Source organism: Microbispora sitophila (genome assembly GCF_014892245.1).
Lineage (GTDB): Bacteria > Actinomycetota > Actinomycetes > Streptosporangiales > Streptosporangiaceae > Microbispora > Microbispora siamensis.
Genome location: NZ_JADBGC010000032.1, coordinates 57,782 through 83,199, shown reverse-complemented (window position 1 = coordinate 83,199; position 25,418 = coordinate 57,782). Strand labels below are relative to the sequence as shown.

At 69.7% G+C, this 25,418-nt stretch carries 21 protein-coding genes; 11 read left to right on the top strand and 10 right to left on the bottom strand.

The window, feature by feature from the left end; translation table 11 throughout:
* Positions 1-15 precede the first annotated feature (15 nt).
* Positions 16-1,017: a zinc-dependent alcohol dehydrogenase family protein gene (locus tag IL992_RS39740; protein WP_193208458.1), complete on the bottom strand. Its 1,002-nt coding sequence runs from the start codon at positions 1,015-1,017 to the stop codon at positions 16-18.
* 86 nt (positions 1,018-1,103) lie between these two features.
* Here IL992_RS39740 and IL992_RS39735 point away from each other — a divergent pair, with 86 nt between their 5' ends.
* Positions 1,104-1,421 carry an ArsR/SmtB family transcription factor gene (locus IL992_RS39735; RefSeq protein WP_193208457.1) on the top strand — a complete coding sequence of 106 codons (318 nt, stop codon included), beginning with the start codon at positions 1,104-1,106 and terminating at the stop codon, positions 1,419-1,421.
* Here the strand turns inward: IL992_RS39735 and IL992_RS39730 are convergent.
* Positions 1,400-2,290 carry a MurR/RpiR family transcriptional regulator gene (locus IL992_RS39730; RefSeq protein ID WP_193208456.1) on the bottom strand — a complete coding sequence of 297 codons (891 nt, stop codon included), beginning with the start codon at positions 2,288-2,290 and terminating at the stop codon, positions 1,400-1,402. The two genes, IL992_RS39735 and IL992_RS39730, sit on opposite strands and share 22 nt — an antisense overlap.
* A gap of 145 nt (positions 2,291-2,435) precedes the next feature.
* Positions 2,436-3,896, bottom strand: a complete 1,461-nt coding sequence (locus IL992_RS39725; RefSeq protein WP_193208455.1) for a M14 family zinc carboxypeptidase — start codon at positions 3,894-3,896, stop codon at positions 2,436-2,438.
* A gap of 895 nt (positions 3,897-4,791) precedes the next feature.
* Here IL992_RS39725 and IL992_RS39720 point away from each other — a divergent pair.
* The 3 genes from IL992_RS39720 to IL992_RS39710 are packed head-to-tail and all read left to right on the top strand — an operon-like array spanning position 4,792 to position 8,398.
* Entirely contained in the window at positions 4,792-5,394 is a 603-nt protein-coding gene (locus tag IL992_RS39720; protein WP_193208454.1) for a DUF4956 domain-containing protein, read from the top strand.
* The gene (locus tag IL992_RS39715; protein WP_193208453.1) at positions 5,391-6,221 is read left to right on the top strand and encodes a polyphosphate polymerase domain-containing protein; all 831 of its coding nucleotides are present in this window, start codon (positions 5,391-5,393) and stop codon (positions 6,219-6,221) included. Before IL992_RS39720 ends, IL992_RS39715 begins: the two co-directional genes overlap by 4 nt.
* Entirely contained in the window at positions 6,212-8,398 is a 2,187-nt protein-coding gene (locus IL992_RS39710; RefSeq protein WP_319019120.1) for a CotH kinase family protein, read from the top strand. Before IL992_RS39715 ends, IL992_RS39710 begins: the two co-directional genes overlap by 10 nt.
* A 60-nt stretch (positions 8,399-8,458) precedes the next feature.
* Here the strand turns inward: IL992_RS39710 and IL992_RS47145 are convergent, their stop codons facing one another.
* From IL992_RS47145 to IL992_RS39695, 4 genes are all read right to left on the bottom strand, one after another.
* On the bottom strand, positions 8,459-8,857 hold the full coding sequence (locus IL992_RS47145; protein WP_226874643.1) for a hypothetical protein: 399 nt from the start codon (positions 8,855-8,857) through the stop codon (positions 8,459-8,461).
* 527 nt (positions 8,858-9,384) lie between these two features.
* Positions 9,385-9,819, bottom strand: coding sequence for a hypothetical protein (locus IL992_RS47140; RefSeq protein ID WP_226874642.1), 435 nt, complete (start codon positions 9,817-9,819; stop codon positions 9,385-9,387).
* Positions 9,820-9,834: 15 nt separating this feature from the next.
* Positions 9,835-11,907 carry an outer membrane protein assembly factor BamB family protein gene (locus tag IL992_RS39700; RefSeq protein WP_193208452.1) on the bottom strand — a complete coding sequence of 691 codons (2,073 nt, stop codon included), beginning with the start codon at positions 11,905-11,907 and terminating at the stop codon, positions 9,835-9,837.
* 13 nt (positions 11,908-11,920) lie between these two features.
* Positions 11,921-13,432 carry a hypothetical protein gene (locus tag IL992_RS39695; RefSeq protein WP_193208451.1) on the bottom strand — a complete coding sequence of 504 codons (1,512 nt, stop codon included), beginning with the start codon at positions 13,430-13,432 and terminating at the stop codon, positions 11,921-11,923.
* A 173-nt stretch (positions 13,433-13,605) separates the two neighbouring features.
* Here IL992_RS39695 and IL992_RS39690 point away from each other — a divergent pair, with 173 nt between their 5' ends.
* Positions 13,606-15,681 carry a heavy-metal-associated domain-containing protein gene (locus IL992_RS39690; protein ID WP_193208450.1) on the top strand — a complete coding sequence of 692 codons (2,076 nt, stop codon included), beginning with the start codon at positions 13,606-13,608 and terminating at the stop codon, positions 15,679-15,681.
* A 109-nt stretch (positions 15,682-15,790) separates the two neighbouring features.
* On the opposite strand, the gene IL992_RS39685 is transcribed toward IL992_RS39690, so the two are convergent.
* Entirely contained in the window at positions 15,791-16,627 is an 837-nt protein-coding gene (locus tag IL992_RS39685; protein WP_193208479.1) for an enoyl-CoA hydratase-related protein, read from the bottom strand.
* Positions 16,620-16,754 (bottom strand): hypothetical protein, encoded by a 135-nt coding sequence (locus tag IL992_RS48055; protein ID WP_264295186.1) that lies wholly within the window; start codon positions 16,752-16,754, stop codon positions 16,620-16,622. The genes IL992_RS39685 and IL992_RS48055 overlap by 8 nt, the downstream gene beginning before the upstream one ends.
* Positions 16,755-17,158: 404 nt before the next feature.
* On the opposite strand from IL992_RS48055, the gene IL992_RS39680 reads away from it, so the two are divergent.
* The 5 genes from IL992_RS39680 to IL992_RS39660 all read left to right on the top strand — a co-directional run bounded on the left by IL992_RS39680 (position 17,159) and on the right by IL992_RS39660 (position 22,099).
* Complete coding sequence (locus IL992_RS39680; RefSeq protein WP_193208449.1) at positions 17,159-17,626, top strand: cupin domain-containing protein; 468 nt, start codon at positions 17,159-17,161, stop codon at positions 17,624-17,626.
* A 77-nt stretch (positions 17,627-17,703) separates the two neighbouring features.
* Positions 17,704-18,024, top strand: a complete 321-nt coding sequence (locus IL992_RS39675) for a DUF3870 domain-containing protein (protein WP_193208448.1) — start codon at positions 17,704-17,706, stop codon at positions 18,022-18,024.
* 14 nt (positions 18,025-18,038) lie between these two features.
* Positions 18,039-18,776, top strand: a complete 738-nt coding sequence (locus tag IL992_RS39670; RefSeq protein WP_193208447.1) for an isocitrate lyase/phosphoenolpyruvate mutase family protein — start codon at positions 18,039-18,041, stop codon at positions 18,774-18,776.
* A 16-nt stretch (positions 18,777-18,792) separates the two neighbouring features.
* The gene (locus IL992_RS39665; RefSeq protein ID WP_193208446.1) at positions 18,793-20,115 is read left to right on the top strand and encodes an MFS transporter; all 1,323 of its coding nucleotides are present in this window, start codon (positions 18,793-18,795) and stop codon (positions 20,113-20,115) included.
* Entirely contained in the window at positions 20,105-22,099 is a 1,995-nt protein-coding gene (locus IL992_RS39660; RefSeq protein ID WP_226874641.1) for an acetoacetate--CoA ligase, read from the top strand. Before IL992_RS39665 ends, IL992_RS39660 begins: the two co-directional genes overlap by 11 nt.
* 160 nt (positions 22,100-22,259) lie before the next feature.
* Here IL992_RS39660 and IL992_RS39655 read toward each other — a convergent pair whose 3' ends face one another.
* Positions 22,260-22,937: a LacI family DNA-binding transcriptional regulator gene (locus IL992_RS39655; RefSeq protein ID WP_226874640.1), complete on the bottom strand. Its 678-nt coding sequence runs from the start codon at positions 22,935-22,937 to the stop codon at positions 22,260-22,262.
* A gap of 812 nt (positions 22,938-23,749) precedes the next feature.
* Between IL992_RS39655 and IL992_RS39650 the strand changes: the two genes are divergently transcribed.
* On the top strand, positions 23,750-25,312 hold the full coding sequence (locus IL992_RS39650; protein ID WP_264295182.1) for a cellulase family glycosylhydrolase: 1,563 nt from the start codon (positions 23,750-23,752) through the stop codon (positions 25,310-25,312).
* The last annotated feature ends 106 nt before the right edge of the window (positions 25,313-25,418 follow it).

Sequence of the window (25,418 nt, the reverse complement as noted above, 5' to 3'; positions counted from 1 at the left end):
CGCATGGTCGAAGGCTTACTGACGCACGGTGAGCACGATCTTGCCGATCTGGGTGCCGGACTCCATGTGCCGGTGGGCCTCCACGACCTCCTCCAGCGGGAACAGGCGGTCCACCACCGGGCGGAAGGCGCCCGCGCACAGACCCGAGGTCACGAAGGCGACCGCGCGACGCAGCCGCCCGGGATCCTTGGTGATCTCCAGCACCGTGTACGTACGCATGTTCAGCGCGGGCATGCCCAGGTCGAACCCCGGATAGGGCGTCGGCTGCCCGCTCTGCGCACCCCACAGCAACAACGTCCCGCCGGGGGCGACGACCCTGGCCAGTTCCGTCACGCCCGGTCCGGCGACGGCGTCGAAGACGTACTCGGCGCCCCTGCCGTCGGTCAGCTCCAGCACGCGCCCCGCGACGTCCTCCTCGCCGGAGACGACGACCTCGGTCGCGCCCTCCTCGAGCAGCCGCTGCGCCTTGGCGCGGGTGCGGGTGACGGCGATCGGCGTGGCCCCGATGCGGCCGGCCGTGTGGATCGCGGCCAGGCCGACGCTGCTGGACGCCGCGGTGATCACCGCAACGTCGCCCGCCCGCATGCCGGCCACCTCCGCCATCGCGCCGTAGACCGTGAGGTAGGGCATCCACACCGCCGCACCGGCGACCGCGTCCATCCCATCGGGGCGGGGCAGGAGCGCGGACGCCGGCACGATCGTCCGCTCGGCGTAGACGCCGTAGTCGTTCTGCGAGAAGAAGCCCGGCAGGACGCTGACCGCCTGCCCCTCCGCGAACCCGGCCACCTCCGGGCCGGCCGCCTCCACCACGCCGGCCGCCTCGGTGCCGAGCGTGGCGGGCAGATGCTTCACCGGCTCGATGTACCGGCCGGACCGGAACAGGATCTCGGCCCTGTTGACGCCGATCGCCTCCACCCGGATCCGCACCTCGCCCGGCCCCGGCTCGCCCGGCTCCAGGTCGTCCAGCCGCAGCACCTCGGCCCCGCCGATCTCGTGGAACCGCACAGTCTTGGACATGTCGTCGTCCTCCGTTCGTCCGCGGCCCACTCTGCGACAGAAGTACGATCGGTGTCAAACTTTGATGAATGTCGTACCATGAGCCCATGGGACGTACGCCGCCGCATCCAGAGGTGTCACAGTTCGACCTCCAGCAGGTGCTGGAGGCCCTCGTCGATCCGGTACGCCGGAGCATCGTCGCGCAACTCGACGCCACCGGCGCGGACCTCCCCTGCGGGGGCTTCGACATCCCGGTCAGCAAGTCCACCGCCACCCACCACTTCAATGTGCTGCGTGAGGCGGGCCTGATCCGGCAGTACTACGTCGGGACGTCGCGGATGAACTCGCTGCGCCGCGCCGAGGTGGACGAGGTGTTTCCCGGTCTGCTCGACGCCCTCACCCGTCAGCCGGTGAGGAAGACCTGACGCTCGGCGGCCCTGTCGTCGAACGCCTCCAGCCGGGCCTGCCCCTCGGCGGCGAGCGTGTCCAGCATGGTGTGCAGCAGCGCGGTGCACAGGACCGTCGGGCCGGCGTGGGAGTCGAACGCGAAGCCCGAGCTCACCGGGGCGAGCAGGACCTCGTCCGCGAGGTCGGTGAGCCGGCCCACCGGCTGGTCGGTGACGAGGGCGACCTTCAGCCGGACCCGCCGCGCCCAGACAAGCCCCTGCTCCAGCTCACGCGGATAGCGCGGCAGGCCGATGGCGAGCACCCATTCGGCGCCCGATTCGGCCGCCCTGCTCAGCCGGTCTTCCAGGATCGAGCCCGGCGCGTCCAGTACGCGTACGTCCGGGAGCACCTTCTCGGCGAGGTAGCCGAACAGATGCGCCAGCGGCGCGGAGATCCGCAGGCCCATGACCAGAAGCGGGCTCGACCTGGCCAGATGACCCGCCACCCGCCGGAGCCGGCCGGAATCGGCCAGGCCGTCGCGCAGCCGTTCGAGGTCGCGGATCTCGGAGTTGACCAGTTCCTGGATCTCGTTGTAGCGGTCGTCCGTCGCCGCCGGCCGCCGATCACCGAACACGGAAGTACGCAGCGCCTCCCGGAACTCGGGGAACCCGCGGAAGCCGAGCGCGGCGGCGAATCGGGTGACCGACGGCTGGCTGACGCCGACGCGCGCGGCGAGGTCGGCGCTGGTGAAGAAGACGGCCTCCTGCGCGTTGTCCAGCAGGTAGCGCGCGATCCTGCGTTGTGACGGCGAGAGGCGGTGGCCGTCGAAGAGCGTCCGCAGGTTCGCGACGATCCGGGAGGCGTCCAGCACGGCGAGCGACCGGCCGGTCTCTGGAACGTGCCTCATCCTGGAACACTTCCCTTCTTCGTGGAGTGACGACCCGGCTCCATGGCCGGTCGCCTTACCCGTGAATCGCGAAGCGCCTACCGGATGCAACGCCGCCGGGCGGCCCCCGTGGGGACCGCCCGGCTACGCTGCTTCGTGATGTCGGTCAGTTCTTCGGTCCGTTGCCGTTGAACCTCGTCTTGCACTCCTGCAGCCGCACGTCGACCTGCTCGCCCCGGTCGACGGTCACGTGCACCGTCTCGAGGACCTCGCCGGTCGGGCGGGCGCAGGTGAGCGTCCAGCTCTCCTTGATGAAGTTGCCCGGCCCGGTGGCGACGACGCCCGTCTCGGTGTAGGCCGGGGCCGGCCGTACGGACGGGTTGACGTGCCAGGCGAACTTGCCGTTGGCCGGGGCGACCAGCGTCGACTCCAGGTGGGTGGGGACCCTCTGGGGCGCGTCGACGACGTTGTTCGCCTGCCGGATCGGCGCGGTCCACAGGTCGAAGTCCTTGGTGATCTTCAGGACCGCGCCCTTCGGCGCCTTGCCGGTGATGACGGAGTGCCCAGCCGGATCGGCCGCGTACTCCAGGGCCACCATGAACGCCTCGCGGTTCGACTTGCCCTCGTAGCGGCCGGTGCCCGTGTAGTCCTCGATCACCTCGGAGTAGGTGTTGTTGGTCGACTGGGTCTTCATGATCTCGAAGGTGAACCCGAGACCGCGGGTCGCGTAGTACGACCAGTCCGGGGTCTCGCCGGTCGTCTCGTAGTCGAAGCCCGACTTCATGCCCGTGTAGCCGTTCTCGGCCGTGATCGCGTCGGTCAGGGCGGCGTAGACGGCCTCGTCCGGGGTGTCGCCCGCGCGCTTCTCCAGCGGCGGGCGAAGGACGGTGTGACCGGAGGTGTGGTTCGTGATCAGGACGGTGACCTGGTTGTTCTTGGTCAGGTCCATGATGTTCTGCACTTCGGGCTCGGAACCGGGCCCCGGGCCCCGGGTCGTCGCGTTGGAACCGGCGTTGCTGCCCCAGCCGAAGGGGTAGTTGCGGTTGATGTCGACCCCGGCGCTGCTCGCGCACGTCGGGGACAGGCCGCAGCTCGTACGCCGGTTGATGACGAACCCGTCGACGTTCACGACCGGGACGAAGATGACCCGCGCTTTGTCGAGCAGGCGCGTGACCTGGGGGTCCTTGCCGTCGTTGTCGATCAGGTCGTAGGCGAACTCCATCGTGTGCTCGCCGGAGGGCCATTCGTTGCCGTGGTGGACGCCCATCATCAGCAGGACCGGCTTGCCGTCGGCGGCGCCGACGTCGTGGGTGACCTCGATGCCGTACACCTCCCGGCCCTGGCGGGTCTTGTGCGGCAGCGTGATGTGCTTGACGAGGCCGGGGTGCCGGGCGCTCAGCGCCAGCATCTCGTCGTTGTAGTCCGTGATCGTCCGGTAGGTGGTCCGTCCGCTGGGCAGGCTCGGCGCCTGCTGCTGGACGATCGCCTGGGAATCCGTCGTTGCGGCGGCGCTGACGCCGGTGGCCGGAATGCCGAGACCGCCCAGAAGACCGACGCCCAACGCCAGCGTGACGACGCGTTTCCTGGCGACAGAGGCAGTGGAGGGGAACGTGCCTCCAGAAGACATGCTGAAACCTTTCTCAGCTACGGACGAGCAGGATTCAAAAACCGCATCCTTTTCTCCGAGCCGTCTTTCGGCAGTACGCGACACCCCCCGAACAGCCGCTGACTGCAAAGTTTCAGTAAGTCTGCGGGCTGAATGTGAGCCTGTCAACCAGTGACCTGCGGCCTTCTCCGCACGTACGGAAAATGCGCAGGTGATTTCTCGCACCCGCACGTGACGCCCGAGGTGCGGGGCGGCCGCGCCGGAGGGCCGGCCTCCGCCGGGCGTGTTTTATTTCGCAGCGTGCGGGCCCCTTCGGGCACCCGTCATCGGCGGCTCGGGCGATATGCCGGGCGGTCACGGAACTCGACGCCGCGGGGCCTATAGGCCGGCGGGGAGAAACGTCTGGGCGAGGCGAGGGCGAGGTGCTCACGCTCGCGGCGAGAACGACCGTCTCGCGTTTCCCGTGGCGGAGGCGGTCGACGACGCGGGGCCCGTCTCACCGCTCGCAGGCCCGGCGCGCACGGCCGGGTTCACGGCTACCGGCCGCGACCAGGTGATCACCGGACGGCGATCGCCGTCGCACGGCCCCGACGCCGGCCGTCCGGCCATACAGCGATACAGAGGCGCCCGATTTCCGAGCCGAGGGGAGTGAAAGTTTCACAGGGATGCGCCCCACTCCCGATCGCCCTTCACTCTCGACAAACGACGACGTACACGCCTTTGTCAAGGCCGACCAGGGAGTTCCTCCCGTTTTCGACAGGATCGCTTGTCAGATGTTCGTTGACTAGACACCTGTGATTCACCTATTGTTCCACAAGAGTTCCCGAAACTTTCTCTATATATCCGAAAGTTTTGTTCACCTTGAAGCGGGCGGTTCCCTGCCCAACCTGGCAGCGACTCAGAAGGAACGACCGTGATGTCACAGCTCGTCCTGTTCGCGATCGACATCTGCGCAGTGGTTTTGCTCGTCTTCGGGCTCTATTTCCCACGACACCGCCGACGCGACCTCGTCGTCTCCTATCTCGGGGTCAACATCGGCGTGCTCGCCGTGGCGAGCGCGCTGAGCGCCAGTAACGTCGGCGCCGGGCTCGGGCTGGGGATGGCGTTGTTCGGCGTGCTGTCCATCATCCGCCTGCGCTCGACGGAACTCGACCAGCACGAGGTCGCCTACTACTTCTCGGCCCTCGCCCTGGGAATCCTCGGCGCGGTGAGCACCACCTCGGTGTGGCTCAGCGGCGGCATGATGGCGCTCATCCTCGCGGTGATGTTCCTCGGCGACCACCGGCGGCTGTTGCGGCACTACCGGCACCAGATCCTGGTGCTCGAATCGGCCTTCACCGACCATGTCGCGCTCGTCGCGCACCTGGAACAACTCCTCGACGCCCGAGTGCACGCCGTCACCGTCCAGCGGCTCGACCTGGTCAACGAGACCACCGTGGTCGACGTCCGGTACGCGCTCACCGACCGGGCGCTGACCGCCGAACCCGAGGCGCCCGCCCCCGCCGGAGCGCGCCGATGACCGCGATGCCCATCGGGCCGGCCCTGGCGCGACTGGCCCCCGTCGGGCTCGACGAGCTGATCGACCGGGCCGCGTTGCAGACCAGGGTGGACCGCAAGTATCTGGTCCCGGCGGAGGTGCTGCCCCGTCTGCTGGAACGGCTCATGCCGTACGCCCAGGTGCTGGACATCGACGGTGACCGCACTTTCCGCTATCAGTCGGTGTATTTCGACACCCCTCAGTTGGCCAGCTACCACTGCGCGGCCTATCGCAGGCGCCGGCGTTTCAAGGTGCGCACCCGCACCTACCTCGACTCCGCCCAGTGCTGGCTGGAGGTCAAGATCAGCGGCGCGCGGGGCAGCATCACCAAACACCGGCTGCCCTACGACCTGTGGGACCGCGGCACGGTGGACCCCGGGCGCGACTTCGTCGACGAGGCACTCGCCCGCGAGTCGATCGGTCCCGCCGCCAGGAGCTCCCTCGACCCGGTCCTGGTGACCGAATACCAGCGCGCCACCCTGCTGCTGCCGGACACCGCGAGCCGGGTCACCCTCGACACCGCACTCGCGTGGCGGCACGGCGACTCCGCGCTGCGGCTGCCCGGTCTCGCCGTGGTCGAGACCAAGACCGCCTCGGCCGCCACGCCGGTCGACCGCATGCTGTGGCGGGCGGGGATGAGACCCGCCCGCATCTCCAAGTACGCCACCGGTCTGGCCGCACTCCGCCCCGACCTGCCCGACGCGCCGTGGCGGCGGACGCTGCGCCGCCACTTCCGCGGCACCGCGTCGCCGATGGGCCCCGCGCCGGACATCTCCCACCGCCCCGAACAGGAGGCATCGTGCGTCTGACGCTCCGCAGCACCGGCGCCGCGGCCGCCCGCCGCATCACGAGAACCTCGGTCGCCGCCCTGCTCCTCACCGGGCTCCTCGCCGGGCCCCTCAACGCGTACCCGTCATCGGCGGGCGCCGGGGCGGTTTCCGGCACCGGGTCGGCCGGCCGCGCCGCGAGCACCCCCGACGCCGTCACTGCGGCCGCCGCGGCGGACGACCTGACCGGCGACATCGCCTTCTCCGTGCCGAGCGGCACCTTCCAGGGACAGGTGTCGGTGTCGCTGAGCACCGCGGTCGGCGGCGCACAGATCCGCTACACCACCGACGGAACGCCGCCCACCGCGCAGTCGGCGCTCTACGGGGGCCAGCCGCTGCAGTTCACCGGCACCACCCAGCTGCGCGCGCAGGCCTTCGTCGGCGGCGCGGCGTCCGGGAAGCCCGGAACGGCCCTGTACGTCGCCCGCACCACCGTCACGGCTCACGACCTGCCGCTGGTCCTGATCGACACGTACGGCAAGGGCAAGCCCGGCAGGGAGTACGTCGACACCGCCACCATGATCTTCGAGCCGGGCGGCGGTGCGACGACGTCGCTGGCCGCGGCTCCGGCGGTCGCCACCCGCGCCGGAGTCCACCTGCGGGGGCAGTCGTCGGCCTCGTTCGAGAAGGCGCCATATCGCCTCGAGTTCCGGGACAACGACAACGACGACGCCGACTATCCGGTGCTGGGGATGCCCGCCGACTCCGACTGGGTGCTGCGCGGGCCGTTCCCCGACAAGTCGCTGATCCGCGAGGCCTTGGTCTACGACCTCGGCAAGGAGATGGGGCTGCAGGTTCCCCGGTATCGGTTCGTGGAGCTCTACCTCAACACGGACGCCGGTCCGGTGGGCGCCGACGACTACATGGGCGTCTACATGATCGCCGAGACGATCAAGAACTCGAAGAACCGCCTCGACCTCAAGAAGCTGCACGAGGACGACACGACCCTGCCGAAGCTCACGGGCGGGTACATCTGGAAGTTCGAGTGGATGGCCGCCGAGGAGCCGACGCTGCCGTGCAGCGGGGCGGCGGCCACCTGCTGGAGCTACCTCGAAGTGGTCGACCCCTCACCGCTGCAGCCACAGCAGAAGGACTGGCTGCGGGGCTACATCCAGGAATTCCACAACGTGCTGCACTCGCAGAACTTCGCCGACCCGAACACCGGCTACCGGGCGAACATCGACGTGAACTCCTTCGTCGACCAGCTGATCGTCTACGAACTGAGCCGGAACATGGACGCCAACTACCGCAGCGCCTACTTCTACAAGGACCGGGACACGAAGATCTTCGCGGGGCCGCTGTGGGACTACGACCTCACGTTCGGCGTGGGCGGGTTCTTCCAGAACGACCAGACCGCGGGCTGGCAGTATCAGCAGACCCGGCAGCCGCTCGCCAACGACTGGTTCACCCAGCTCATGCGCGACCCGGCCTTCGTCGACCAGGTCAAGGCGCGCTGGCAGACGCTGCGCCGCGGCGTGCTCTCCGACGCCGCGCTGCAGAGCAGGATCGACGCTCTCGCCCAGCCGCTGACCAACGCCGCGCAGCGCAACTTCCAGCGCTGGCCGAACCTCACGACACGCACCATCGGCTTCTTCAACACCCCGACCGCGTCCACCTGGCAGGGTCAGGTGCAGTACCTGCGCGACTGGACGCTGCGCCGCGCGGCCTGGCTGGACTCGACGGCGGGGTGGGGCGGCGCGACCACGTCGCCCAGTCCCAGCCCGTCGCCCAGCGTGAGCCCCAGCCGCTCGCCCAGCCCCAGCCCCTCGCCGAGTGCCAGCCCGTCGCCCAGTGCCAGCCCGTCGCCCAGTGCCGGCCCGAGCCGCTCGCCGAGCCCGAGCCCCTCACCGTCCGGCGGAGTGTCCTGGCCGTACTCGGCGACGTTCCGGGTCGTCAACTCCTGGCCCGACGGCTTCCAGGGTGAGGTCACGGTGCGCGCGGGCAACGCGGCGATCAACGGCTGGACGGTGAACTGGACCTGGCCCGGTTCGCAGACCATCACCCAGATATGGGGAGGCGTACGGTCGGGCTCCGGCGCGAACGTGACGGTGCGCAACGAGGCGTGGAACGGCTCGGTCGCGGCCAACGGGAGCACGACCTTCGGCTTCATCGCCGGAGGGTCCTCGGCCACCCCGGCGGTCACCTGCACCAGCCCGTGACGTGAAGCGGATCGACGAGGTCCCGTCCGCCGGACGGGACCTCGTCGCGCACCGGACGAATCAACCGCCCTCCAGGCCGTGCGAGGACACCAGCGCCGACATCACCGTGGGCGGCAGTGACGGATTGGCGGCGGCAGCCTCCGCCACCTGCCCGTCGTCGTCCGCGAGCAACTCGACGATGACCTCGGGCGGCAGGGCCGGGTGACCCGCGGCGACCGGCCTGGCCTGCCGGCCATGCAGGCACGCCGACAGCGCCCGGGCCGTCGTGTTGGGGTGGCGCGCGACCTCGCGGAACACCTTCTGCACGGGCGGCCGGTGCCGCACCAGGTCCTCCAGCAACGCCGGTGACGCGTCCGGATTCCTCGCCACCCTGGCGAGGACCCGTACGCCGTGCCGGTCGACCATGGCACGCAACTGGGCTTCGGACAGGCCCGGGTGCGGCGCGATGGACTTGAGCACCTTGGCGTCGGGGGTCGGCGGCCAGCGCGTCGCGGATCTCGGCCGGCAGGTCGCGCCGTTCGGCCACCAGCATCCGCACGACCGGATTCCGTGAGGCGGCCAGTTCCCCGACCTCGGCGGGCGAGGCGGTGGCGATCCGCGGCGGCAGGGTGGAGCCGATTCTGACGGTTCCGGCCAGGCGGGTCAGCAGCTCCAGCGGCACGCGCGGGTTGTGGGCGAGACTGCGCTGCACGTCGTGACCGGGGTCGGCGGCCAGACTGTGGATCAGGCGGTCGCCGATCGCGGGATTCTCCGCGAGGGTGGCACGGACAACGGGTTCCGGGCTGTCGACGAGGCGTTCGTACACCTCTGGGGGCAGGTCGGTGCGCTCGGCCAGCTCCCATCGCAGCAGCTTCGAGGGATGGCTGGCGAAGCCGACCACAGCTGCGGCAGGCGTGGCCGGGTTCCTCAGCGTCAGCTGCGGCAGGCGTGGCCGAGTTCCTCAGCGTCTGCTGCTGCACGGCGTGGACGTGGACTCGTGGGAGCCGTCACACGAGGCATCCGATGGCAGCTCGCAGTCGGGCTCCGGGCAGTACGGATCGTGGACGGACGGCGTCTCCTTCCGGTCGCAGACCAGGCACCGCCGTGCCGGGGACATACTCGCCGGTGAGCAGCGCGGCCAGCACCGCCGGTGGGGTCGCCTCGTTCGCGGCCACCGAGCGGCGGACCTCGGCATGGGGGTGCTCCGCGAGCCGCGCGGCGATCTCTTCGTCGCGCGAGACCAGCGCCACCGCCTGCACACGGGTCAGGTCCGCACGCCCGGCCAGGCTCACGGCGATGTCCTCGTCGGCAATCGTGACCAGCCGATCCACCAGATCGGATGGCAGGGCCGGATTCTCGGCGAGGCCGCACAGGAGGTGGTCCACAGGGACATGCTGCCCTGCCGCGATCACTTCGGCATGCGAGTTCTCGGCCGCCGCCACGTGGGCTCGGCCCGGTCAGCTCTCCTCGGTGTGGACGTAGACGACCGCGTGCTTCACGGCGACCGAGGTCCACGGCACGATGACGACGGCGCCGTTCCGCTCGAACACCCGTGCGTCGTCCCCCTCGGTGCCGTACTTCTGCGGCAGCTCCGCCACCTCCGCCGCCTTGCCGGTGGCCGCGTCCAGGCGGACGAGCCGGGGAGGCAGGTCGCGCCAGTCGCCGACCTCCAGGGCGAGCAGGCCGTGGTCGTCGGCGCGGACGAGGTTCAGCTTCGTGGGCTGGGTGCCGGACGACTCCCACACCTGCTTGCCGGTCTTGAGGTCGAAGGCGAGCGCCTTGTCACCCGACCGCGCCTTTCCCGGCACGTTCTCGGGGAAGGTCGTGAGGTAGAGACGGTCGCCGTGCACGGCGTAGCGGCGCTGCTCGAACATCCCGTCCACGAACGCGACCGTGTTCATCGCGAGCATGTCCACCTTGCCGGTCGTGAACTCGCTGACCTTGCCGCCTCGGTCGTCGAGGACCGTGAAGATGCTCTTGTCGCCGTTCTCCTGCCGGACGATCAGCGGATCGGCCGACAGCACCAGGCTCATCAGGCTGAGATCGCCCATCTTGTATCGCCATCCGGCCTTGCCGCTCTTCGGGTCGAGCACCTGCACGATGCCGCCCGAGCCCTCGAAGCTGCAGTCGAGGAGCAGGGCCACCCGGGTGGCCGCCGTGTTCACGTCCTTGACGTGGCAGCCCTCCGGCAACTGGGCCGTCCACTGCTTGCCGCCGTCCGACAGGCGGTAGCCGGACAGGACTCTGTTCGCGTACACCACGGCGACGGCGCCCGCGCTCATGATCCGGGGCACGGTGAGCGAGTTGGCCAGCCGGGACTTCTCCGCCGGAATCTTGATCTTCCAGGTGATCTTGCCTGTCGCGGCGTCGACTCCGGCCAGGTGGTCGCACAGCTGGTCGCTGCCGTACGCCACGGCGCCCTTGCCGTTCTCCAGGTCGGCGGTGGCGCCGCAGAGCTGGTCACCGGGCGAGGGGGTGCCCCAGGCGCGCTTGCCCGAGGTCAGGTCGTAGGCGAGCACCCCGTCGCGCTGCACCCGGATCACCGTCTTGTCGGTCAGCCAGCCCGCGAACGCGAGCCCCTGGGTGAAGTCCATGCTGTCGGCGCTCGCGAGCGGGACCGACCATTCCCCCGCTCCCCCGCCGGATCCGGTCCTGGAACCGCCGCCCGCGACGAACCAGGCGGTCCCCGCGCCCACCGCCAGCAGCACCACCAGCCCGAGCACGACGAACACCGCCGTCTTGCCCTTGCCGCCGGGCGCCTGCGGCTGCGGCTGCGGCGGAAGCCCCTGGGCGGGATGTCCCGGAGCGGCATAGCCCTGGCCGGAGTAGCCGCCCTGCTGACCGGCGTAGCCATGCTGACCGGCGTACCCCTGTTGGTCGGCGTACCCCTGTTGGTCGGCGTAGCCCTGCTGGCCCGGATACCAGGGCGCCTGGACCTGCGCGGGCGGCGCGGGGGCCGGAGCGGCCTGGCCCGGCTGCGGCCAGGGCTGCGAGTACGGCGAGCCCGCATATCCCCGACCTGGCCCGCCCTGCACCGGCCCGCCTTGTCCCGGCTGGCCTTGTCCCGGCTGGCCCTGGCCGGGCTGGCCGTACGACGCGGGCGCGCCGGGGGCGCCCGGGCTCCAGGGGGCGGCCTGGCCGGGCGGGCCGTACGCCGGAGGGGCCGGGGCCTGCGGACCCGGCCCGGCCTGGCCCGACGACGCGGATTGACCCCACTGCCCCTGACCGCCCGGCTGCCCGTACGCCGACTGAGCGGGCGCGGCTTGACCATAGGCCGGCTGACCGTAGACCGCCTGACCGCGCGCGGGCCGGCCATAGGCAGGCTGGCCGTACGCAGGCTGGCGGGGTGCGGGCTGACCGGGTGGGGCCTGGCCGGCCGCGGGCTGGCCCCAGCCCCCGGCGTCACCTGGTTGTCCCTGGCCGAGGTGCGGCTGTTCCTGCCCCCCGTGAGGCGATCGGCCCGGGCCGTAGGGGTACAGCGAGGGCGGAGTGGGGCCGCCGTACGGGTTCCCGGTGTGCTGATCCGTCATGCCTCTCCCCCGATCACGCGAGCTGGGCGCGGACGTAGCCCGCCCACTGCCGCTCGAAGTCCGCCTTCGTCACGCCGAGCGCCTGGAACAGGGCCGCTTCGCTGTCGTCGCCCGGCGCCCGGTAAGCCGCGACCACGCCCTCGACCAGCTTCCGCTCGCCGTACTTCTGGGCGACGAACCGCATGGCCAGATGCCCCATGAGGTAGTTGACGCTGGTCATCTGCTTGAAGTCCCAGAGGGCGTTGGTCGGCAGCTTCCCGTCGAACGGCATGGCGAGCCGTCCTGCCACGTAGGCGCGGCCCTCACTGATACGCCGGTTTCCGTTGATCGGCTGGTTGCGGCCCGCGACGTACTCGGCGAAACCCTCGGTGATCCAGTGGGCCCTGCCGAACAGAGCGAACTGCGCGCTGGCGAGCCCGGCGACGAGCGAATGCGCGAGCTCGTGCTCGGAGATCTCCATGATCCCCTGTTCGTTCCTGAAGAACTCGGACGTCGTGTCCATGACGACGCGAGTGCCGCCGATCTTCACGGTGTCGTCCCCGATCCCCCAGCTCGGCATAGGGATCGAAACGCCGGCCTCGTTCGCCTTGGCCGTACGGAACAGCTTGCCGAGCTGGGTCTTTCCCTCGACCAGCGCCACCACGAATCCGGTCGGCACCGCCGCGTCCGGATCGCCGTTCTTCTGCCAGAAGGCGAGATCGCTCGCGGCGGCGGCGGAGACGGTCGGCGCGACGCGCCGGGCCAGGGCGGCGTCCTGCGGCCTGGCGAGGACCAGGCTGCCGCCCGCCTTCGCCACCACGATGTCCGGCCAGATGTCCCACGGCCCGGGGAAGTACATCGTCTTCGAGGCCTCGCCGCTGATCGTCGGCGGCGCGCCCTCCACCTTCGTCACGACGAGGGGTGCGTTCGGCGACGCCTTCTCGATGGTCCAGCGATACCACTCGGACACCGGACGCAGGTCGATGCCGGCGAACCGGTGGACGAACGCGACGTCCTGCGTGAACTTCACGCCTCGCCCGAAACTGTCCTGAGCCCGGCCCTGGCGGCGCAACACCTGGTAGGACTTCTCGACCAGCGGCATCTTGCGCAGGTTGCCGAAGACTCTCGTCTGGGCGCGGACCAGAGCGGCGTTCTTCTGATCGAAGATCGAGGTGAACGCCTTGGCGTCACCCGAGGCCAGCGCCCTGCTGTGCGACTGGACCAGCTTGGTGATCTCGTCGTCCCTCACGACGACCGTGTTGGAGTCGGTGGCGGCGTCGCCCGTGGTGTCGTCGCCGGAACCGCCGCCGCCCCGCAAGACCAGGCCCACTCCCGCACCCACCGCGACGACGAGGACGAGGGACAGGATGCCGAGCGTCACCCACAGTCCGGTCTTGCGCCCGGGCGCAGGAGGGGCGGGCGGAGGCGGAGCCTGCCACTGCTGTGGTGGAGGGCCGTACTGCCACTGCGGCGGAGGGGGAGGCGGAGACTGCCACTGCGGCGGCTGAGGCGGATACTGCTGGTGATAACCGGGCCCAGTCGTCACTCTTGCCCCGTGTGTAATCAGAGTTACCGAAAGGTGTAAAGCGTATCAGTGGTCACCAAGCGGCCACGGGCGCTTTCCGGAATGCGCCGCTGATGCTCCCGATATGGCGCGCACCAGTGGTGTTCCTCCGATTGACAGGCGTAGAGAGGGTCTTACCGGGTACAGCGCCGCCGATGTCAGGAAATGTGTTCTCGCTGCTCAGCGGCCCGGCACGAATGGCGTACCGCATGGCGTCGGCGACCGGCCGCACGGCGGGCGCGGCGCTGAACACCGCGCAGGCGACAGTCGTCGCCGGCGCGGGCATGGCGATCGCGGGAGCGGCCGCCGCCGCGAAGGTCACTACGTCCGCCGCCGGCAAGATGGGCGACGCGGCCGGCGCAGGCGGTACGGGCGTCTGCCAGGCCGTGGCGAAGGCCGAATCCATGACGCGGCAGGGCCTCGACATGGCCAGGGCGCTGCCCCGGAAGGCGGCCTGGGTGGGGCAAGTCCTGACGGATCTGCATGAGCGCCGGCACCATCGTCGGGCGTGGACGGAGCACGGGCACGCCTACATCGAGGTACGCGGTCTGGAGGGCGGGGGCGGACGGGCGCGCGAACTGGCCACGGGTGTGCCGAAGGCCCTGAGCCGGCTGCGAGGAGTCCGCTGGGCCGAGGTCAACGCGGTGACCGGACAGGTGCTGGTGGCGTTCGACGAACGGCGGCTGGACCTGGAGCGGCTGCTGGAGACGGTCCGGGCGGTGGAGAAGGCCAACGGCACGCAGAAGGAGGACTTCTCCTGGAGCCGGGCGACTCACCCGGGTGACAGCGCGGCCATCGCCGCTGCCGCGGCCGAGCTCGCCGCCGACTGTGTGGCCCTGACATCGGCGGTGGCGGGGAAACTGTTCCGGCTTCCGGCGCTGCCCCGCGAGGCGCGGCTGGCCGTCGCCCTGATCGAGGTGGAACACGGCTTGCGTGGGTGGCTCAAGCGACGGATCGGCCCCATCGAAACCGATCTGATGCTCTCCCTGGTGAGTGCCGCCGCCCACGGCCTGTCCCAAGGCATCGCCTCTCCGGCTGTCGACGCCGTGTTCCGCGCGCTCCTTCTCGCCGAGGTGTGGGAGCGGCGGAAGGTCTGGCAGCGCCGGGAGGCCGAGCTGTGCTTCTGTCCGGAGAGCCTGCCGCATGAGCCGCGGTCTCGCCCGCCCCGGCCGCGGCACCGCCCTCGTGGGCCCGTCGAGATATGGAGTGACCGGCTCGGTCCCATCGCCCCGGCGCTGGCGGCAACCGTGTTCGCCCTCACGCTCAGTCCGGGTCGCGCGGCCGATGCGATCCTCGCCGCAGCGCCCAAGGCCGCCCAGTACGGGCGCGGGGGATTCGCCTCGGCAGCGGGCTGGGAACTGGCACGCAGAGGAATCCTGCCGCTGAACGCCGCGGTGTTCCGGCGGCTGGACCGGATATCGGTGATCGTCATCGACTCTCGTGCGCTCTGCGGCGATCGCCCCCGGGTGCTGACCGCCGACGCCGAGCCGGGCGTCGAGGGAGCTCGTGTGTGGCAGGCCGCGGCCGATGTGCTGGCCGGGCTGTCGCTGAACGATGTCGACGGTGCCGGCCCATGGCGGCACGGCGGCATCCGGCTGGAGCGCGGCAGTGGTCCGGACAGGGACCGCCTGGTCGTCCACGAGCACGGCCGGCGGCTCGGCCGTGTCACCGTCGGGGCGGAGCTCGCGCCGCTGGCCGCCGCCGTACTCGACGCCGCTGGGTCCGCCGGATCCACCGTGGTGCTGACCGATGAGCCGAGCGTCGCCGAACTGCTGCCCCTGCTGCCCCGAGCCGATCAAATAGTGGACGCCGAGGACAGCCTCGCCGGGCACGTACGGCGGTTCCAGGAAGCCGGTGAGGATGTCCTGGTCGTCTCGGCCGCGGACGAGGAGGCGCTGGCCGCCGCCGACGCCGGTGTCGCGATCGCCGACGCCTGCGGCGGCGCGTTCTGGTCGGCCGACGTGGTGTGCGGCGGCGATCTGGCCGGCGTGTGGCGGGTCCTTCGGACGGCCGCGGCCGCACGAGGGGTGAGCGAACGTGCCGTTCGCCTGGCCCAGGCCGGCTTCGCGCTGGCCGCACTTCTGATCCTCCTCAGCGGGCGACACCGTCCCGCGTCGTTCGTGCTCGCTCCGGTGCACGTCGCCGCGGCGATCGCCATGACCGGTGGCGCGATCGCCGGGCTGCGGGCCACGAGAGCGGCCCTGCCCCCACCCTCGGCTCACGTGCCCTGACACGCAGGGAAGCGCAGGATGTGCGCGCGCGCCTACGGGACCGCACCCCGCCACCCGAGCCGCCGTGATCGGCATCGGCTCGGCGGTGCCGCGGCGGACGCCCGACGCGTCATGACGCGGCGTCCGTGCTCCACGGCGGCCGGGGAAAGGGTTCGAACTGGGGTGGGCGTCGTTCCAGAAACGCCGCCACCCCTTCGGTACAGTCCTTCGCGGCCACGAGCTTCGCGATGGCCGCGCTCTCCGCCGCGGCCGACGCCCAGGGGTCGGGCCCGCCTCCCGCGGCCAGCAGCGCGCGCGTGGCCGCCACGGCGGCCGGGGAGGTGCGGGTGACGAGCTCCCCGGCATAGTCGTACGCCGCGGTGAGCACCTCCCCCTCCGGAAGCAGTCGCGACACCAGACCCGCCGCCAGCGCCTCCTGCGCATCGACGATCCGTCCGCTGATAAGCCAGTCGGCGGCGCGGGACGCGCCGACGAGTCGGGGCAGAAACCAGGTCGAGGCTCCTTCCGGGCATACACCGAGCCGGGTGAACGGGAAGCCGAACCGGGCACTTTCAGCGGCGAAGCGGACATCGGCGGCAAGCGGGATGGTCGCGCCCCCGCCGACCGCGTCGCCGTTCACCGCGACGATGACCGGCGTGCTCATCCGCCACATCCGCAAGGTGATACGTCCCGCGGGTTCCTGATACCCGACCTGGCCCGCGCCCTCGCCGAGGAGCAGATCGCGGATCGCCGTCGGCCCGCTCGACAGGTCCACGCCGGCGCAGAAGGTCCGGCCGGCGCCGGTGAGAACCACCGCGCGGACGTCCGGATCCGCGTCGCATTCGGCGAGTGCGGCAGCCAGCCCGTCCAAAAGAGCATGGTCCAGGACGTTCCGCTCGCCGTTCTCCATCCACAGGATGGCGACGCCATCGTGGAGTTCACGGCGGATCCGGCCAGGTTCAGCCATCGAGACCGCCGGCGCGTACGAGCACCGACGCACGCGCCGCGCGCTCACCCGCCGACTCGCTCTCGCTCTGGCTGGGCTTGACGAAGGGGATCATGCCGACCCCCACAACGAACACATGTCGCCTCATCGGAATTCTCTTTTCGTCGATGATGGGCGAATAACGTGGCGATGTGTTGGAGTATCAGTGAAGAACTGGCTGTCGACAAGTCGCTTGTGGGACAGCCGGAACGCGCCTCCCCATGAATGCCGGCATCGTCGGCGTTCGACACTCGCGACCCGCTCGGCCGGCCGGAGTCCGCCGGGCAGGGCGAAGCTTATGGACGACCGGCACCCGAAGCCGGGCTACCAGACTCTTGACATGGCCGGAATACCGTTTTACGTTCGCGCCACCAATAGACGACGTCGACGGTGTGCGGCCTGATCGGCTCGTGCTCGCATCACCCACACCGAGGTCGCGTCCTCTCCCTTGGCCCGCGTCGCATCATGCGCCGCCGCGTCTGAGCCGTTTCGACGGCGCCGAGGGAGACATTCATGGCCGTCCACGTTTCCGGCGACGAGGTATATGAGGAGATCGCCGATATGGGCGACACCTCGTTCCGGACGAAAGCCGTTTACGGCAACTCCGCGTCATTCATGATTGCGACACGTCCGCCCGGCTACCACTCCAAGCCCCATCGGCATGCCTGCGAGCAGCTCAACTGGCTGCAGGCAGGCGAGGTATGGGTGTTCGTCGAAGAACGCGCGTTCCACCTGAGGGCCGGCGACTTCCTCCGGATCCCGGCCGGCGCGCTGCACTGGGGATGGAACAAGTCGGATGCCCCATGCACGATCATCGAGGTGCACAGCCCGGGTCTGCAGAACGACCCGACGATCAAGAATTTCGCGGTCGGGCTGTTCGACGAGGACGAGGCTCCGGCCCCGCTCGACGGGCCGGTGAACGAGTTCCTGGCCGAGAACTCGTCGTTCGACCACCAGGCGGTCGAGAGGCTGGCGGACTGATGCCCGGGACGTCCCCGATGGCTCAGCGGATGGCCCGGCCGGGGTATCAAACCGCGCCGGCCTGCGAAAGTATCGCCATGAGCGCGCACACCAGCATAATCGTGGTCGGCTACGCCAAAGTCCCGAGGACATCCGCCGCGTATGGCGCCCACGACTATCTTTCGGTCAGCCTACGCATCGACCGCGGCACCGGACGTGTCGTCGAGGTCGACTCCACCGCGATCAGCCCCATGGTCCGCAACTGGCTGTCGGAGTTACTCCTCGGCGTGGACTTCACCGCGGACCTCCGGCCGACCCTGGCCGTGATCGAGCAGAGCTACCTCAGCAACGCCACCGGCTCACTCAAGCAAGCGCTCTTGGACGCCTGGCGACGGTACGCCTCCCACCGCGCGGGCTGAGGAGGTGGATCACCATGCACGAGGCCGGCTCGATCGCTCCGGCCCAGCTCCGCGCCGAACTGGCCGCCGGAACGCCCGTCATTCCGGGGTGCCATGACCCGCTCAGCGCGCGGCTGGCCGCGGAAGCGGGAGCGCGCGCGGTGTTCGTTTCCGGCGGTGCGGTCGGTCGGGCGCTGTTCGATGCACCGTCGATCCCGCGCTGGGGAGCCAAGACCTATCTCGACTATGTCCGGCATATCTGCCGGAGCTCGCCCATTCCGGTGATCGTTGACGGTGAAGACGGCTTCGGCGAACCCATGGCCACCTGCGCCGCGGCCGCCGACGCCGGTGCGGCCGGCGTCGTCATCGGGGACTGCCTCCCCGGCGGGGGGCTGCTGCCGGCGGATGTCTTCGCCGGCACGATCAGCCGGATCCGCACCGCGCTCGACGTCGTGGTCATCGCCAGAACCGATGGGCTGGACGACGATCGCGCCGACACCCTCGCACGGCTTCGCCGATACACGGGGGCGGGCGCCGACATCACGGTCGCCCTGCTGAACTCCGTCCTCAAGACGGAGACGGCCGAACGGCTTCTCGTCACCATCGATGAGCTCGCCGTGGCCGCCGGAGGCACTCTCGCCGTGCATTCCCGGCATGGCCAGGAGATTCCGCCGCCGAAAAACCTTCCATCCGGCGTCAAAGCGATATTCGTGACAGCAATCTCAGTTCCGACGTCCACCGACCACCTCAAAAGGGTGCTGAACCAACGCTGAAAGGGAGGTCGGAACGGTGACATCCGCGCACGCCGACATCCAGACACGGACGCTCCGGAAGGTCACGCGGAAATTCATTCCGCTGATCACCCTCTGCTACATCGTGCTCTACCTCGACCGGCAGAATGTGGCAGTCGCCGCCCTCACGATGAACAAGCAGCTGGGAATCGGTCCCGCCGTCTACGGGCTTATCGCCGGGGTCTTCTTCTGGACCTACTCGCTCTTCGAGATTCCCAGCAACTACATCGTTTCCAGGATCGGCGTCCGCATCTGGGTTTCACGGATCATCGTCAGCTGGGGTCTGGTGACGATGGCGACCGCCGCCGCCGCGGGGGAGAACAGCCTGCTGGTGCTGCGACTGCTCCTCGGGCTGGCCGAGGCCGGATTCTCTCCGGCCATGCTGTTCCTCATCGCGTCCTGGTTCCCGCCGGGGCGGCGGGCGATGACGATGTCCCTGATGGCGGTGGCGGTCCCGCTCGCCGCCGTGGGCACGCCGGTGCTCACCAGCGTCATGACCGGCATGGACGGTCTGCTCGGCATGGCCGGCTGGCGATGGCTCTTCCTGCTGAGCGGGCTGCCCGCGGTCGTCCTCGGATTCTTCTTCTACAAAGTCATCCGTAACGGTCCCGAGGACGCGGCGTTCCTCTCCCTCGAAGAACGTGACTGGCTGCGCGCCGAACTGTCCCGCGAGCACGCGACTCTCGGCGTCCGAGGAGACCGCTTCCGGCACGGCGTCATGAACCCGCGCGTCCTCGTGCTCGTCGTCGTCTACATCCTGTTCGCCTTCAGCCTCTTCGGCTATCAGTTCTTCATCCCGCAGATCCTGCAGCAGTTCGGCCTGGGGACGAACGCGGTCGGCTGGGTCGCCGCGCTGCCGCCGTTGCTCGCGATCGGCCCCATGGTCTGGTGGGCCCGGCACTCCGACCGCACGAAGGAACGGAGCCGCCATTTCGCGGCCGCCGCCGCGACGGCGGGCGTGGGCTTCCTCCTGGCGGGCCTGCTGGTCCACCACCCCGCGCCGGCGATCGCCGGGCTCTGCGTCGCCGGGATCGGCCTGTACTCGTGCATCGCCACCCAGCTGGCCATTCCTTCGACATTCCTGTCGGGGGCCGCTCTCGCCGCCGGCCTGGCCACCATCAACGGGCTCGGCAACATCGGCGGATACTTCGGACCCCAGATCACCGGCCTCATCCGCGGAGCCACCGGTGACTTCGCGGCGGCCCTCCTGGTCATGGGCGCGACCATCCTGACCGCCTCCGGGGTGGCGCTGCTGCTCGACCACCGGCTGCGGCGCGCCGGCGTGACGACCTCCCCCAAGGTGGCGATCGATGCGGCATGACAGCGACGAGATGACGGCCCCGGGTGCGATCCTGCGCCGGTCCGACCCGGACGCACTCTCGACCACGGCGATCGGCGAATACGTCCGCTGGCTGGCTGACGAACGGGGTCTGGCGTTCGCCGACTACGACGCCTTGTGGCGATGGTCGATCACCGAACTCGAGGCCTTCTGGGCGTCCCTCTGGGACCACTTCGGCGTACGCGCGCACCAGCCGTACGAGCGAGTGCTCGGGTCCCGGACGATGCCCGGAGCGCAGTGGTTTCCCGGCGCCGCCTTGAACTACGCCGAGCACATGCTCGGGGACTCGGCGACCGACGCGGAGGCACTCGCGGTTGTCGCGTACTCACAGACCCGCGATCCCATGGAGCTGACCTTCGCGCAGCTACGCGACCAGGTCGCCCGGGCGCGTGCCGGGCTGCGCAGGCTCGGGGTCCGCCGAGGAGATCGGGTTGCCGCCTACCTGCCCAACATCCCCGAGACGCTGGTCGCGTTCCTGGCCACCGCGAGCCTCGGCGCGACGTGGGCGTCATGCGCGCCCGAGTTCGGGGTCCGTTCGGTGATCGACCGGCTCTCCCAGATCGAGCCCACGGTCCTGCTGGTCGTCCCCGGCTACGTCTTCGGCACCAAGAATGTCGACAAGACCGGTGACGTCGCGGCCATCCGGGCGAATCTTCCGACCGTACGGCATGTCGTCGCCGTGCCGTACGGCCCGCATGAGATCGCCGGGGACGTGACGCGCTGGGAAGACGCGCTGGCGGACACCGGCCCCCTGGATTTCGAGCCGGTTCCCTTCGATCACCCGCTGTACATACTGTTCTCCTCCGGCACCACCGGGCTGCCGAAGCCCATCGTGCACGGTCACGGCGGGATCCTCCTCGAACATCTGAAGACGCACGCCTTCACCCTCGACACCCGCCCCGGCGACCGAGTCCTGTGGTACACCACCACCGCATGGACGATGTGGAACATCCTCGTCTCCGGCCTGTTGCGGCGTGCCACGCTCGTACTGCACGACGGCAACCCGCTCTGGCCGGACCTGCTGGCCGAGTGGAGCCTGGCCGCGCAGGCCCGCGTCACCCTGCTGGGCACCAACCCCGCCTATCTCATGGCCTGCCGTAAGGACGGTCTCGAACCGAGCCGGCAGCTTGATCTGTCCGCACTGCGCATGGTCGGCATCACCGGATCTCCGCTCCCCGGCGAGGGATTCGACTGGATCGGCGAGCAGTTCGCCGATCGCGTACTCGTCAACTCCATGAGCGGGGGCACCGACGTCTGCGGTGGTTTCGTCACGGGCAATCCGTGGTTGCCGGTGTACCGCGGCGAGATTTCCGGGCCATGCCTGGGTGTCGACGTCACCGCGTTCGATCCGGCCGGCAACGAGGTCGTGGGGGAACTCGGCGAACTCGTCGTCCGGCAGCCGATGCCGTCGATGCCCGTACGGTTCTGGAACGACGAGGACGACCGGCGCTACCGATCGTCCTATTTCGACGTCTACCCGGGCATCTGGCGGCACGGTGACTGGGTGCGGTTCACCGAGCGACGCAGCTGCGTGATCACCGGGCGGTCCGATGCCACCCTCAACCGCGGCGGAGTCAGGCTCGGCACCTCGGAGTTCTACGCCGTGGTGGAGGAGCTGCCCGAAATACGGGACAGCCTGGTGGTGCACTGCGAGGACCCCGGCGGAGGCCCCGGGGATCTCCTGCTGTTCGTCGCGCTGACCGGCGGGGCCACCCTTGACGACACGCTACGCATGAAGATCCGGACGGCCCTGCGCCGCGAATTGTCGCCCAGGCATGTCCCGGACACGATCGAGGCGGTGCCCGCCGTTCCTCGCACCCTCACCGGCAAGAAGCTGGAGGCGCCGATCAAGCAGATTCTCCGCGGCCGTCCCGTGGATGAAGTGATCAACCCGGACGCGGTCGCCGACTATGCGAGCATCGGAAGCTTCATCGAGTTTCACCGCCGCAGAGCGGACGGGACATGAGCCCCCGAACCCGACGTCATCGTCACCCGGCGCCGAACCACAGAGGACCCTCTTTCACCTCACCTGGGCCGCGCTGACGGAGCCGGGTACGGGCGGATCCCAGCCGCGAAGCTCCTGCTGTTCTGCTCGGTGATGGCGACTTAGCTCAAGCGCGGGTCGGTCAGGCCGGCGGCGAGGTGGTGCTCGACCGGACGACCAGACTCGCCGTGCCGACCTGTCGCGAGCCGGGGGAACGGTCGTCGATCGTGTCCGCCAGCACCCGTGCGGTCTGCACGCCGTACGCCTGGATGTCCCACGAGAGCGCCGTCAGCGCCGGTCGTACCATCACGCACAGCTGCGAGTCGTCACCGGCCACGATGGACAGATCGTCCGGCACGGCGACACCCATTTCCTGCGCCACGTTGAGCGCGGCGGTGGCCATCACGTCGTTGTCGAACATGATCGCGGTCGGGCGGTCGCGCCGGGACAGCAGCGTCCGCGTGGCCCGCATGCCTTCCTCCCAGGTGTAGTCGGTCTCGATGACCTGTGGTTCACCGAGACCGTGACCGAGCACGGCCTGGCGGAAGGCCGCGATGCGTACTTGGGTGTGCTCCAGCGCGGACAACCCCGCGACGCGGGCGATGCGGCGGTGTCCGAGCGCCACGAGGTAGTCGACCGCCACGACCACGGCTGCCGCGTCGTCGGTCCAGACGGCGGGTATCTCCGTGTCCGGCCGGGGCCGGCCGACCAGGACGGCCGGGATCTGGAGTTCCTCGAGCACCGGAATGCGCGCGTCCTCTGTCCACAGGTCGGTGACGACCATGCCGTCGACGCGCCGTTCCGCCCAGCACAGCCGCATCCGTCGATCGCGGCGCGGTGGTCCTCGACGACCTGCAGGAGCAGAGCGGTGCGCCGCCCGGACAGTTCGCGTTCCAGCCCGGCGATGAACCGCATGAAGAACGGCTCGACACCGAGCGTGTCCGCCGGGCGGGCGATGATCAGGCCGACGCTGTGCGCCCGGGACCCGGACAGAGATCTGGCCGCCGCGCTCGGCCGCCAGCCGATCTCGTTGGCGATGTCGAGGATGAGTTTGCGGGTTTCCGCGGACACCCCCGGCCGTCCGTTGAGCGCGTACGACACGGCGCCGATCGAGACACCGGCCCTTGCCGCGATCTCGGCGATGGTCGGCCGCTTCACCGCATCCCCCCTCACGTCCTGACCATTCTGTTACCGCTGCCGGAAGAGGAACAGCACCGGATCGCCTTTCCCACGCCTCTCACGGGGAGGCATGGAACGTCCGCAAGCACAGTGAGTTCCTTAAGCGCTTAAGTCACCACGTCGGTGAGATCCCCATGGCGACCGCCGAAGGAACACATCGATCGTCCGGCGTGCGGTGCGACATTGGGACGCACTGAAACTTTCTCGGTACACACACGCCATCAAGGCCTCGAGCACGGTGCGCTTCGGCCCTCGAAGGCTTCGACAGCCGCCGACGGACCCGCACGTCCGGATCGGCTTTCGACGGCGGGGAACCGTTTCCGTCGCTTTCCGCATCCGGCCCGCCTCGCACCCCCGCATAGAGAGACGACCTTGACTTAAGCCTTAAGTAACCCACCGTTCATCCACAGCGCTGCTCTCGACGGCCGTCCGGTTCCCAGCAAGGAGGCTTCGATGCAACTTCGTGTCAAATTGGCGGCAGCCGCCGCAGGAGTGCTGGCTGCAGCAGGCATGTCCGCGATATCCGTCCCCGCCGCGGCCGCCCCCGGCGGGTGCTCGGTGCAGTACAAGGTCGTCAGCGAGTGGCAGGGTGGCTTCCAGGGTGACGTCGCGATCACCAGCCTCGGCGGCCCGCTGATAGGCTGGACGTTGGAGTTCGACTTCCCTGCGGCTAATCAGGGCGTGAGCAACGGCTGGAACGCCGACTGGTCGCAGTCCGGCGCGCACGTCACCGCCAAGAGCCTGAGCTGGAACGGCAACGTCCCCTCCAACGGCTCGGTGTCGATCGGCTTCATCGGCAAGTGGAGCGGGAGCAACCCGGTTCCCGCCGCGTTCAGCGTCAACGGCGTCACCTGCACCGGCGCGTCCCCCAGCCCCAGCCCCAGCCAAAGTCCCAGCCCCAGCCCAAGTCCGTCTCCGAAACCGAGCCCATCCCCGTCCCCGAGCCCATCCCCGTCTCCCAGCCCCCAGCCCGGCGGGCCGGCCCCGCAGTTGCATGTCTCGGGCAACACGTTGGTGACTTCGGCCGGCAAGCCGTACCGGCTGCTGGGTGTCAACCGCTCCAGTGGGGAGTTCGCCTGCATCCAGGGCAGGGGCATGTGGGACGGCCCGGCGGATCAGGCCTCCGTCGGCGCGATGAAGCCGTGGAACATCCATGTGGTGCGGATCCCGCTGAACGAGGAGTGCTGGCTGGGGACCGGCAATGTGCCTTCGGGCGGGACCAGCGGCGCGGCCTACCAGCAGGCGGTCAAGGACTACGTCAACCTGCTGATCGCCAACGGGATCACTCCGATCGTCGAGATGCACTGGAACTACGGCCAGTACACGGGCGCGGGCGCGGGCTGCTCGGATGTGGCGGCGACCTGCCAGAAGCCCATGCCCGACGCGAAGTACGCGCCGACGTTCTGGACCCAGGTCGCGAACACCTTCAAGGGCAACAACGCCGTCATCTTCGACCTGTTCAACGAGCCCTATCCGGACGCGGCCAACAACTGGACGGACGCCACCGCGGCGTGGACCTGCCTGCGTGACGGCGGCACCTGCACCGGAATCGGCTACCAGGTCGCCGGCATGCAGTCCCTGGTCGACGCGGTCCGTGCGACCGGAGCCGCCAACGTCATCATGACGGCCGGTCTGACCTGGACCAACGACCTGAGCCAGTGGCTGAAGTACAAGCCGAAAGACCCGACCGGCAACCTGATGGCCTCCTGGCACTCCTACAACTTCAACGGGTGCGTGGACACCACCTGCTGGAACAACACGATCGGCGCCGTCGCCGCGCAGGTGCCGGTGGTGGCCGGTGAGATCGGCCAGAACACCTGCGCCCACGACTACATCGACAAGGTCATGAACTGGGCCGACGCGAACGGTGTCGGTTACCTCGCCTGGACCTGGAACGCCTGGGGAGTCTGCGACAGCTCGGGCAACGTCCTCATCACCGACGCCAACGGCACTCCGACCAGCACCTTCGGCGAGGGATTCAAGGCCCACCTGGTGACGCAGAACCCCTACGCGTGATCCCTGTCCCGGCCACGGCTGATTCACACGGGCCCAGCCACCCTGCGGCTGGGCCCGTCGCCGATCCGGGTTGCGGCGGACGCGGACGTCGACGAGGCGCTCGCCC

Coding starts and splice junctions, on each gene's coding strand:
- IL992_RS39715 (WP_193208453.1), top strand. CDS start 5,391: ATGACCGCGATGCCCATCGGGCCGGCCCTGGCGCGACTGGCCCCCGTC.
- IL992_RS39720 (WP_193208454.1), top strand. CDS start 4,792: ATGTCACAGCTCGTCCTGTTCGCGATCGACATCTGCGCAGTGGTTTTG.
- IL992_RS48055 (WP_264295186.1), bottom strand. CDS start 16,754: ATGAGGCGACATGTGTTCGTTGTGGGGGTCGGCATGATCCCCTTCGTC.
- IL992_RS39655 (WP_226874640.1), bottom strand. CDS start 22,937: ATGCGGCTGTGCTGGGCGGAACGGCGCGTCGACGGCATGGTCGTCACC.
- IL992_RS39690 (WP_193208450.1), top strand. CDS start 13,606: ATGTCAGGAAATGTGTTCTCGCTGCTCAGCGGCCCGGCACGAATGGCG.
- IL992_RS39730 (WP_193208456.1), bottom strand. CDS start 2,290: ATGAGGCACGTTCCAGAGACCGGCCGGTCGCTCGCCGTGCTGGACGCC.
- IL992_RS39700 (WP_193208452.1), bottom strand. CDS start 11,907: ATGACGGATCAGCACACCGGGAACCCGTACGGCGGCCCCACTCCGCCC.
- IL992_RS39685 (WP_193208479.1), bottom strand. CDS start 16,627: ATGGCTGAACCTGGCCGGATCCGCCGTGAACTCCACGATGGCGTCGCC.
- IL992_RS39660 (WP_226874641.1), top strand. CDS start 20,105: ATGCGGCATGACAGCGACGAGATGACGGCCCCGGGTGCGATCCTGCGC.
- IL992_RS39740 (WP_193208458.1), bottom strand. CDS start 1,017: ATGTCCAAGACTGTGCGGTTCCACGAGATCGGCGGGGCCGAGGTGCTG.
- IL992_RS39675 (WP_193208448.1), top strand. CDS start 17,704: ATGAGCGCGCACACCAGCATAATCGTGGTCGGCTACGCCAAAGTCCCG.
- IL992_RS39735 (WP_193208457.1), top strand. CDS start 1,104: ATGGGACGTACGCCGCCGCATCCAGAGGTGTCACAGTTCGACCTCCAG.
- IL992_RS39670 (WP_193208447.1), top strand. CDS start 18,039: ATGCACGAGGCCGGCTCGATCGCTCCGGCCCAGCTCCGCGCCGAACTG.
- IL992_RS39650 (WP_264295182.1), top strand. CDS start 23,750: ATGCAACTTCGTGTCAAATTGGCGGCAGCCGCCGCAGGAGTGCTGGCT.
- IL992_RS39725 (WP_193208455.1), bottom strand. CDS start 3,896: ATGTCTTCTGGAGGCACGTTCCCCTCCACTGCCTCTGTCGCCAGGAAA.
- IL992_RS39680 (WP_193208449.1), top strand. CDS start 17,159: ATGGCCGTCCACGTTTCCGGCGACGAGGTATATGAGGAGATCGCCGAT.